Below are 9002 nucleotides of genomic sequence, written 5' to 3' on the forward strand. Positions count from 1 at the left end.
CGGGAGCGCCGTCGGCAGGGACTAGCCTGGAAAACACCAGGCGCACAAACGTGCCGTCCAGCAGACTGCCTGACAGTCGGTGTGCAAACTCATCGACGGGGTTCGCTCTGGCCATGCTGTGATTATATGCGCAAATTGGCACTAGAGCGACTTCGGCTGTTTTCGACGTCGTCTCGGGCGCGGGCTTCGCAACTTTGAGCGCGTCAGCCGCCTTCGCTATTTGACCTGCGACGTGCAGTGCGGGCATCGTGTGGCTTTGAGCGGAATTTCCGATACGCAGTACTCACACAATTTCGTGGACGGCGCGGGCGTGGGGGCCGCAGCTTCTTTGCGCTGCAGTGTGTTCATGGTCTTGACGGCCATGAATATGCAAAACGCCACGATGAGAAAGTCGATCACCGTATTGATAAACGACCCGTACGCGATCACCGCCGCCCCGGCCGCTTTGGCGTCGGCCAGTGATTTGAATGGCCCCTTGCTGCTATCGAGATTAATGAACAAGTCGGTGAAGTTGACGTTGCCCATGACCCTGCCAATCGGCGGCATGATGATGTCATTGACAACGGAAGTGACAATCTTGCCAAACGCGCCGCCGATGATCACACCGACCGCCAGGTCCACCACACTGCCACGCATCGCAAACTCTTTGAACTCTTTGATCATTCCCATGACGGTGTCTCCTTCTCCGTTGGTGCTATTCTTTACGTCCGTTTCGCTTGATTACCCGTATTGGCCTCGCCCGATGAATCCCTAGGGTGTTGTACCCAATCCAGTGCCGAAAGGCAACCGAACCCCTTAAACACCCACTGAAATGGGTTCGTTTTTCGGAAACGAACCCATTTGCAAACGCGCCTGCAAACGACGCAAGAATCTGTAAATAAAAACGATACATCAGAAATGATGCGAAAATAAAATGGGTTCGTTTCGCAGAAACGTATAGGGGCTCCTTATGTTCGGTCTTCGTAGAATCCCAGCGAAGTGGGTTCGTGTCATCCTGTCGCACCACCACTCGAAGAAATCGGGGGATTGAAAGCCGAACATTCATCAACTGCCCGGAGTATACGCATTCCCGTGGCCCCTGTCCAGTAAAAAATATCAATTAACGATATAGGAGGCTGGGGCTAACAAAGCTCGGTGGCGGGGATGCTGCGTTACTTCGGCCCGGTCATCGGCGTTCCGCGCTTCACCAATTGGACAGCAAAGCCCCACGGATCACGGAGCATGGCCAGATTGTCGCCGAGGGGATTGGTGTCTACTTCGCCTTCGGCGATTGCCCCCGCCTGTATCAATCGCGCGCGGGTCACATGGACGTCGTCCACGGCGAACGCCAGGTGCAATACCAGCGGATCCATCTTGCCGTAGGGGGGCACCGGTGCTTTCGAGTTGTAATAGATCTCAATCATCGACTGCTCGGCGGCATCGACGAGAAAATGCGCATGCCACGGCGGGCCGGAGATCCGCACCACGCGCATTTGTAGATGTTTCGTGTACCAGTGCGCCATGGCGACGGGCTCGGCGACGTTGAAAGCCACATGCTCAATCTTCATCTGAAAAGTAATAGTAAAAAGCCCTGCTTAAGTCGAATGCCTTCTGCAATCAGTCTCCCTGACATTATGGCGTAATGTCGAACCGATAGAACCCCTGCGGCTGTAAGGCTCCGCCGAGATTTGTCAAAGTCAGGAGGGCCCCGATGCTGTTGGTGACCGATACGCCGGGCACATTCACCCAGTTGGTCGGATTCATGGAACTGCTGAACTGCAATTGATAGGTCTCGTAGGCGATGGATGGGATATTGAAGACGAGGTTCGTACCCGACAACTGGACTCCGGTAATTTGATTGATGGGATAGGGCGCAGGGTTGAGGGGAGCAGAAAAACGGAACACCGTACCACTCTTATTAATCCCGCCATAGATGGTTGTCCCATAGAAATTGCCATCGCTGGCCTGTACCATCCTGCCAAAGGGATCGAACCCACTGTTGGGAAAACCTGCGAAGGAGTAAAGATTCGTTTCGCTGCCGCTGGGACTGATCCGAAACACGATGCCTTGGAAGGGAATGTTTGTCCCGCCTCCTTGCGTTGTCCCGTAGAAATTGCCATCGCTGCCCTGCACGAGGGAGGCGAGCGGATGACTCCCATCGGGGTGGGATGTAAAAGAGTGAAGATTCGTTTCGTTGCCATTGGGATTGATCCGAAACACCGTGCCGCATCCGCTGGGGATACCAAACGTGCCCGGGCAATTGGTGCTCGTCCCTCCGTCACTGGTCGTCCCATAAAAATTGCCGTCACTGCCCAGCACGAGTCCGGCATAAGGAGCGGCCCCATCGGTGGGAAACCCTCCAAATGAGTAAAGATTCGCGTAACCGCCGCTGGGACTGATTCGAAATACTGTGCCGCAGCCCGGAAGGCCGCAATTCGTGCTCGTCCCGCCAGCATACGTCGTCCCGTAAAGATTGCCGTCGCTGCCTTGTACCAGCTCGGCATAAGGACTGGCGCCATCGGCGGGAGGGCCGACGAACGAGTGAAGATTCGTGTAGCCACCGCTGGTACTGATCCGAAAGATAGTACCGCAACCACTAGTACAATTCATGCTGGTCCCGCCGTAATAGGTTGTGCCGTACAAAAATCCGTCACTGCCCTGCACGGGTCTATCAGCTGGATTGGCCCCATCGGTGGGGGAGCCAACAAACGAGTGAAGATTCGTGTAAACGCCGCTGGGACTGATCCGAAAGATGGTACCGCAGCCGGTGGGACAATTCGTGCTTGTTCCACCATAAGCGGTTGTCCCATAGAGATTGCCGTCGCCGAGTTGTACGAGCCCGGCATAGGGAGTGGATCCGTCGGTTGGGGAGCCGCCAAAGGAATACAGATTCGTGTACGTGCCGCTGGGACTAATCCGGAACACCGTGCCATTACCGCCTGCCCCGTTTATGTTAAGATTTGTGTTTCCACCTTCAGACGCAGTCCCGTAGAAATTGCCATCGCGGCCCTGTACGAGGGAGCTAAATGGTAGATTTCCATTGCCGGGAGAACCGCCAAAGGAGTGAATATTCGTCAGCGTTTGTGCGTGGGTATCGAATACTCGACCGGCCAGGACCAACAGCAGGACCGCGCTGGCAAGGCGGAAAACGTTTCCCGTCGCCAGCCCGACATGAATCGGTTTGTTCATACCAGACGCTGCCTCACCCGTTCTTTAGCAGCGAAAGCATAGCATTGCGGCAATGCCAAGTCGAGCCATTCCCGCCTCCAAGTCCTCAGCCGGGTCGTTCGACACCGCCGCTACTGGCGGAAGTGGTTGAATCGGCTCACTCGGAAGCGTAGTCTGGTAGTGGTGGCAGGCGACTACTCAGTCCAGCAGGAGACACCTTCCGCAGGCCTTGGCCTGCGCCGACTGCAATTCACGCGCGTGAAAGATTCTAACCACAAGCAAACGTGAAGAAACCACGGATACTGGTCGTGCGGGGTGGGGCGATTGGGGATTTCATCATGACGTTGCCGGCCATCGGGGCGTTGCGCGAGCGGTGGCCGGAGGCGCATATTGAAATCCTCGGGTATCCGCATATTGCGGAGTTGGCGCACAAACGTCATTACGCTAATACAATCCGATCGATCGACGCGAAGGCGATGGCGGGCTTCTTCATTCCCCACGCCGTGCTGGATTCCACACTCATGGAATATTTCGGCGGATTCAACGTCGTCATTTCGTACCTCTTCGATCCGGACCGAATCTTTTCCAACAATGTGCGCTGCTGCGGTGTCAAGCAGGTGATTGACGCGTCGCCCCGACCGGAAGCTATGCATGCAGCGGAGCATTATTGTCGGCCATTGGAATCGCTGGCGATTTATGTGGAGACACCGCGCCCCCGGATTCATCCGAATGAGTCTGACCGCGAAGCTGCGTCGAATTTCCTGAAGATGGCGGGGCGCGAGCCGCTGGTCGCGATCCATCCCGGTAGTGGCAGCGAGAAGAAAAACTGGCCTGTGGAGAAGTTTGGGGCGCTGGCGCGGTGGCTGGCCGATGAACTGGCGGCGCAATTGTTGATCGTGCGAGGTGAGGCGGATGAGCGCGCGGCAAAGAAGCTGGGGGAACTGCTCGGGGAACGTCCGGTCACCATGGCGCAGGGCCTGAAATTGGTCGAATTAGCCGCCGTATTGGAACGCTGTGTGCTGTTTTTGGGGAATGACTCTGGCATTACGCATTTGGCTGCCGCTGTGGGAACACCCACAGTGGCGTTGTTTGGCGGTGCCTCGCTGCCGATTTGGGAACCACTCGGCCTGCACACGCGGGTGGTGCAATTTGGCGAGCAAGATGTGGCCAATGTGCGCGCCGCAATTGAGCAGTTGTGGGGCGCCTCGCGGGACTGATTGCTGAAGTCGTTGGTACACAAGCCATTTGGCTTGACGACTGACAGGACCGCCACTACATTGGCGCACAGCATGGTTTCAGAACCCCGAAAGCTTTCGGGGCAAGGAAGGGAACGAGAGAGATCGATGCGCGACCGCAATCTGGAAAGGAACATTGAGCGAGTCGAGGCGTTCATCGAATCGTGGAGGCAGTTGAGTCAGTTCTTGGATCGCGGTTTCAAGGGTGAGAGTTTTAAAGGTGAGGAAGAGGCGGCGTTCCTACAGTTGAAGAGCCAGATTGCCCAGGAACACGAGGTGCTGACGGTCACGCTCGGCTCCGAGGCGGAGCGGGATGACCGCGCGTTGCGAATGCTGAACAGCGTGCCGAGCCTGGCGTCGTTCAAAGAGTTGCCGGATGGCATGTCGAAAAAGCTCGCAACCGAGTGGCACAGTACGTATTTGGGGCTGCAGGCCCTGTTGGGACGATTGCGAGGGCGGCAGGCGCAACTCAAAGGGGTGAGCACGTTGCGCGTCGGGTTGGGGAGCGTATTTGCCAACCCGCTGGTAATTTTGTTGGTAATGATCACGGCGTCGTACGGAGTGTATCGGTTTGCGGAGGATTGGATTCCGAAACTGGCGCAACTAAAGGACCAAATGGAGAAGAGATAATGACGAAGCGAGACCTGGTGATTCGGATCAGCAATGACACGAACCTTATTCAACAGGACGTGCTGACGGTCGTGCAAAAGACCCTGGACTACGTCACGGAGGCGCTCATCAAGGGTGAGACCGTCGAGCTGCGCAACTTTGGCGTCTTCGAGGTCAAGCTGCGCAAGCCGCGCGTGGGTCGCAACCCGAACGATCCGGGCAAGGATGTGCAGATTCCCGCCCGGGCGGTCGTGAAGTTTAAACCCGGCAAGGAAATGCGCGAACAGGTATTGCGGCTCACGGAAAAGTACAACCCGTCGCAGAACCCGCCGCACGCCTGAGGTTTTACTGGGCTGGCGGCCACCTGGGTTGCCGGCCGACGATGTCAACGGCGCGAAACCCGGTGGGCTTCGCGCCTGATAACTTTTTTTGAATTGGTCCAATGAACCCGTTGCCCGGCTTCCGCGACTTTTATCCCGAAGCGCTTGCTGTCCGCCGCTACGTCTTCGACAAGTGGCACGACGCGGCGCGACGCTATGGCTTTCGCGAGTACGACGGCCCGCCGCTGGAACCGCTCGAACTCTACACGCAGAAGTCCGGTGCTGAGATTGTTGGGCAACTTTTCAACTTTGTGGACAAAGGCGACCGCGCCGTCGCATTACGGCCCGAAATGACGCCGACACTGGCCCGCATGGTTGGCGCACATCACCGCGACTACAAGAAGCCCATTAAGTGGTTCGCCATCCCGCAATTGTTCCGCTACGAAAAGCAGCAGCGGGGGCGCTTGCGTGAACATTTCCAGTTCAACGCCGATATCATTGGCGAAACAGATGTGAGCGCCGATGCCGAACTCATCGGTCTGGCGATTGATACGCTCCGCAGTTTCGGGCTGACCGAAAAGGATTTCGTGGTTCGCGTCTCCGACCGACGCATGTGGCAACGACTCCTCGCGGCCGCTGGCATAGCCGAAGACAAGCAGTACGCCGCGTTTCAGGCCATCGACAAGCTGGAACGCGAGCCGGCTGAGAAGACACGGGAGAAACTGGTGGCGACGGGATTGTCGGTACAGCAGGTTGAGGAGGTTCTGGCGATCGCTGAAGGGAAGGCGACAGCGGACGCGCCGGAGTTGCAGCAGGTGCTTGGAAAACTTGGCGAACTGGCCCCGTTCTGCAAGGTCGATTTCAAGATTGTGCGCGGCCTGGCATATTACACCGGCATCGTTTGGGAAATACACGACTGCAAAGGCGAACTCCGCGCCGTTGCCGGTGGCGGTCGTTACGACAATTTGCTGAAGCAGGTGAGCGGCGTGGATTTGCCCGCACTCGGGTTTGGGATGGGGGATGTTGTATTGGGCGAACTGCTGAAGGATCGAGGTCTATTGCCAGCATCTTACGACGATCTGGACTGCTATGTTGTGATTGCCGATGAAGCGCTACGTAACGGGGCGCTCAAGCTCATTCACCAGTTGCGTGACGCGGGAATTGCGGTAGACTACGCCCTCACGCCGACGAAAGTAGGCAAACAATTTCAAGTCGCTGTCGCGGCCGGAGCGCGCTTCGCGGTGACGATTGGCCCTGACGAATGGAACGTCGGCGAGGTGAAACTGAAAGATTTGTCGGCGGGGATGGAAGAACGGGTGCCACAGGTGAGCTTGGCGGCCAGGCTGAAGAAGACATTCTGATTTTTGGGCAGTTGGTGGTGAAGGGATTTTTCTATGAAACGGACACAACATTGCGGTGAATTGCGCGCGGCGCTTATTGGACAGAAGGCCACCCTCATGGGGTGGGTGCACGCGCGACGCGATTTGGGCGGGATTGTTTTTATCGAACTTCGCGATCGCGAGGGCAACACCCAGGTGGTCTTCGATCCCCAGCATAACAAGCCGTCCTGGGAACTCGCACAGAGTTTGCGAAGCGAGTTCGTAGTAGCCGTGGAAGGCAGTGTACGGAAACGCCCGGAAGGCACGCAAAACCTGAAACTGCCGACCGGTGAGGTCGAACTGCTGGTAGATCATCTGGAAATCCTCAACCCGAGCGAGACGCCGCCATTTCAACTCGACGAGGCCGGGGGTTCGCAGGCGAACGAGGAGTTGCGCCTGCAATACCGCTACCTCGATCTGCGCCGGCCCAGCATGGCCAGGAACCTGACGTTGCGCCATCGGGTCGCGAAGGCCGCACGCGATTATTTCGACACGAACGGCTTCCTCGAGGTGGAGACGCCGATCCTCTTCAAGAGCACGCCGGAAGGCGCGCGCGAATACCTGGTACCATCGCGGGTGAACCCCGGGAAGTTCTATGCACTGCCGCAGTCACCGCAGCAGTTCAAGCAAATGTTGATGGTTGCAGGCGTCGATCGCTATTTCCAGATCGCCAAATGTTTTCGGGACGAAGACCTGCGCGCGGACCGGCAACCGGAATTTACGCAGATCGACCTGGAAATGAGTTTCATCACCCGTGAAGACATGTACGCGATGATCGAGGGGCTGCTCGCCACCGTTTGGTTGGCGGCGCGGGGCGAGAAAATCCCCACCCCATTCCCGCGGATGCAATTCCTGGAAGCAATGGAGCGGTTCGGCAGCGACAAGCCCGACACCCGCTTCGGGCTGGAGTTGGTTGATTTCACAAGGGATTTTGCCCAAAGCCAGTTCAAGGTGTTTCGGGGTGCGGTCGATTCCGGCGGGGTCGTGAAAGCGATCAACGCAAAGGGACTCGCGAGTGCGACGCAGGGACAGATTGAATCGCTGACAGAAACCGCGAAGAGTTTCGGTGCGAAAGGCCTCGCGTTCATCAAGGTAGAAGGCGGTGAATGGAAATCCCCGATCGTGAAGTTTTTCAGCGATGCAGAAAAGAAGGCGCTGACGGAAAAGCTGAAGATCGAGGAGGGCGACCTTATTCTGTTCGGGGCGGACAAGCGTGAGGCAGTTTGGGAGGTGCTCGGGCGTTTACGCCTGGTCGTCGCCGAGATCCTCAAAAAAGAGGGCAAGCTCGAAGTGCCCGAGGAACAATGGAACTTCCTTTGGGTGATCGATTTCCCGCTGATATCGTACAACCCCGAATCGAAACGACATGTGGCTACGCACCATCCGTTCACCTCGCCCGTGGTCGAGGATGTGCCGCTACTCGATAGCGAGCCAACAAAGGTCCGTGGGCAGCATTATGACATTGTGTTGAACGGTGTGGAACTCGGTGGCGGCTCGATCCGTATCCACCAGCCGGACTTGCAGAAAAAAATCTTCGAGCAAGTGCTGCAGATTCCGCCGGAGGTGGCACAAGCGCGTTTTGGTTACATGCTGCAGGCGTTTCGGTACGGCGCGCCGCCACACGGTGGCATTGCGTTGGGCTTCGACCGTTTGTGCGCGATCCTCTGCGGCACGGCCAACATCCGCGACGTGATCGCCTTCCCGAAGACGGCGAAGGCGGTGGATTTAATGACGAACTCGCCGAGCGAGGTCGAGCCGAAGCAGCTGCGCGATCTGCACATCAAGTTGGACGTGGAAGACGCAGGTTAAAAGCCGCGCAGCGCCCGATGCTACTGGCTGGGCGAATTACCCGGCTCGAAATTTGTCGTGGGGGCGACCGGCGCAGCGTTTGTATTGGACTCTTCCGCTTTCGGAGGCTCGTCTTTCTTTTCGGGAGCGGCCGGTGGCGGCGTCGTTGGCGCAGTCTCGGTGGACGTGGTCGTCGATTTTGATTCGACAGTGGCGGCACCCTCGTGGGACGGCAATCCCGATGGTGGCTGGCCTGTCCAGCGGATGGCGAGGATGGTAACTTCCGGCGCGAAGGATTCAGGGTTGAAAGTATTGACGGTGGTCAAGGTCGGCTGTTTCTGGTCGCCGGTGTCCTGGCCGGGGCCGTTACGCGCACCATAGTTCGTGCTGAAGAAGATCTTACCTTGAACAAATACGACAGCGTCTGCGCCGATTTCCCGGGCTTTCTTTACAATTCTGGGCATGTGGCCCTCCTCGGGTTGCGCATAGAAGGGGCTACTGATACGCAGTTCCCCCAACACATC

9 protein-coding genes are annotated in these 9002 nt (G+C 57.3%); 5 read left to right on the forward strand and 4 right to left on the reverse strand.

Features of this window, described 5'->3' with window-relative positions; genetic code table 11:
* Nucleotides 1-216: 216 nt before the first annotated feature.
* The 3 genes from mscL to VNL17_13835 form a co-directional block, all read right to left on the reverse strand.
* The gene (gene mscL / locus VNL17_13825) at nucleotides 217-669 is read right to left on the reverse strand and encodes a large conductance mechanosensitive channel protein MscL (protein HXI85159.1); all 453 of its coding nucleotides are present in this window, start codon (nucleotides 667-669) and stop codon (nucleotides 217-219) included.
* Nucleotides 670-1151: 482 nt separating this feature from the next.
* Nucleotides 1152-1547 carry a VOC family protein gene (locus VNL17_13830; GenBank protein HXI85160.1) on the reverse strand — a complete coding sequence of 132 codons (396 nt, stop codon included), beginning with the start codon at nucleotides 1545-1547 and terminating at the stop codon, nucleotides 1152-1154.
* A gap of 64 nt (nucleotides 1548-1611) precedes the next feature.
* Nucleotides 1612-3168 (reverse strand): choice-of-anchor tandem repeat GloVer-containing protein, encoded by a 1557-nt coding sequence (locus VNL17_13835; GenBank protein HXI85161.1) that lies wholly within the window; start codon nucleotides 3166-3168, stop codon nucleotides 1612-1614.
* Between the two features lie 263 nt (nucleotides 3169-3431).
* Between VNL17_13835 and VNL17_13840 the strand changes: the two genes are divergently transcribed.
* The 5 genes from VNL17_13840 to aspS all read left to right on the forward strand — a co-directional run bounded on the left by VNL17_13840 (nucleotide 3432) and on the right by aspS (nucleotide 8499).
* Nucleotides 3432-4364, forward strand: a complete 933-nt coding sequence (locus tag VNL17_13840) for a glycosyltransferase family 9 protein (protein HXI85162.1) — start codon at nucleotides 3432-3434, stop codon at nucleotides 4362-4364.
* A gap of 126 nt (nucleotides 4365-4490) precedes the next feature.
* Complete coding sequence (locus VNL17_13845; protein ID HXI85163.1) at nucleotides 4491-5012, forward strand: hypothetical protein; 522 nt, start codon at nucleotides 4491-4493, stop codon at nucleotides 5010-5012.
* Nucleotides 5012-5332, forward strand: coding sequence for an HU family DNA-binding protein (locus VNL17_13850; protein HXI85164.1), 321 nt, complete (start codon nucleotides 5012-5014; stop codon nucleotides 5330-5332). Before VNL17_13845 ends, VNL17_13850 begins: the two co-directional genes overlap by 1 nt.
* Nucleotides 5333-5433: 101 nt before the next feature.
* On the forward strand, nucleotides 5434-6672 hold the full coding sequence (gene hisS / locus VNL17_13855; protein ID HXI85165.1) for a histidine--tRNA ligase: 1239 nt from the start codon (nucleotides 5434-5436) through the stop codon (nucleotides 6670-6672).
* Nucleotides 6673-6705: 33 nt separating this feature from the next.
* Complete coding sequence (gene aspS / locus VNL17_13860; GenBank protein ID HXI85166.1) at nucleotides 6706-8499, forward strand: aspartate--tRNA ligase; 1794 nt, start codon at nucleotides 6706-6708, stop codon at nucleotides 8497-8499.
* A 20-nt stretch (nucleotides 8500-8519) separates the two neighbouring features.
* Here the strand turns inward: aspS and VNL17_13865 are convergent.
* Nucleotides 8520-9002, reverse strand: a 483-nt coding sequence (locus VNL17_13865) for a hypothetical protein (GenBank protein ID HXI85167.1), incomplete at its 5' end; no start/stop codon positions are given.

The sequence above is a fragment of the Verrucomicrobiia bacterium genome, from assembly GCA_035577545.1.
GTDB lineage: Bacteria > Verrucomicrobiota > Verrucomicrobiia > Palsa-1439 > Palsa-1439 > Palsa-1439.

Bases quoted from the DNA above. Each gene is read 5' to 3' on its own strand.
- mscL (HXI85159.1), bottom strand. From the start codon at position 669: ATGGGAATGATCAAAGAGTTCAAAGAGTTTGCGATGCGTGGCAGTGTG.
- VNL17_13830 (HXI85160.1), bottom strand. From the start codon at position 1,547: ATGAAGATTGAGCATGTGGCTTTCAACGTCGCCGAGCCCGTCGCCATG.
- VNL17_13835 (HXI85161.1), bottom strand. From the start codon at position 3,168: ATGAACAAACCGATTCATGTCGGGCTGGCGACGGGAAACGTTTTCCGC.
- VNL17_13845 (HXI85163.1), top strand. From the start codon at position 4,491: ATGCGCGACCGCAATCTGGAAAGGAACATTGAGCGAGTCGAGGCGTTC.
- VNL17_13850 (HXI85164.1), top strand. From the start codon at position 5,012: ATGACGAAGCGAGACCTGGTGATTCGGATCAGCAATGACACGAACCTT.
- hisS (HXI85165.1), top strand. From the start codon at position 5,434: ATGAACCCGTTGCCCGGCTTCCGCGACTTTTATCCCGAAGCGCTTGCT.
- aspS (HXI85166.1), top strand. From the start codon at position 6,706: ATGAAACGGACACAACATTGCGGTGAATTGCGCGCGGCGCTTATTGGA.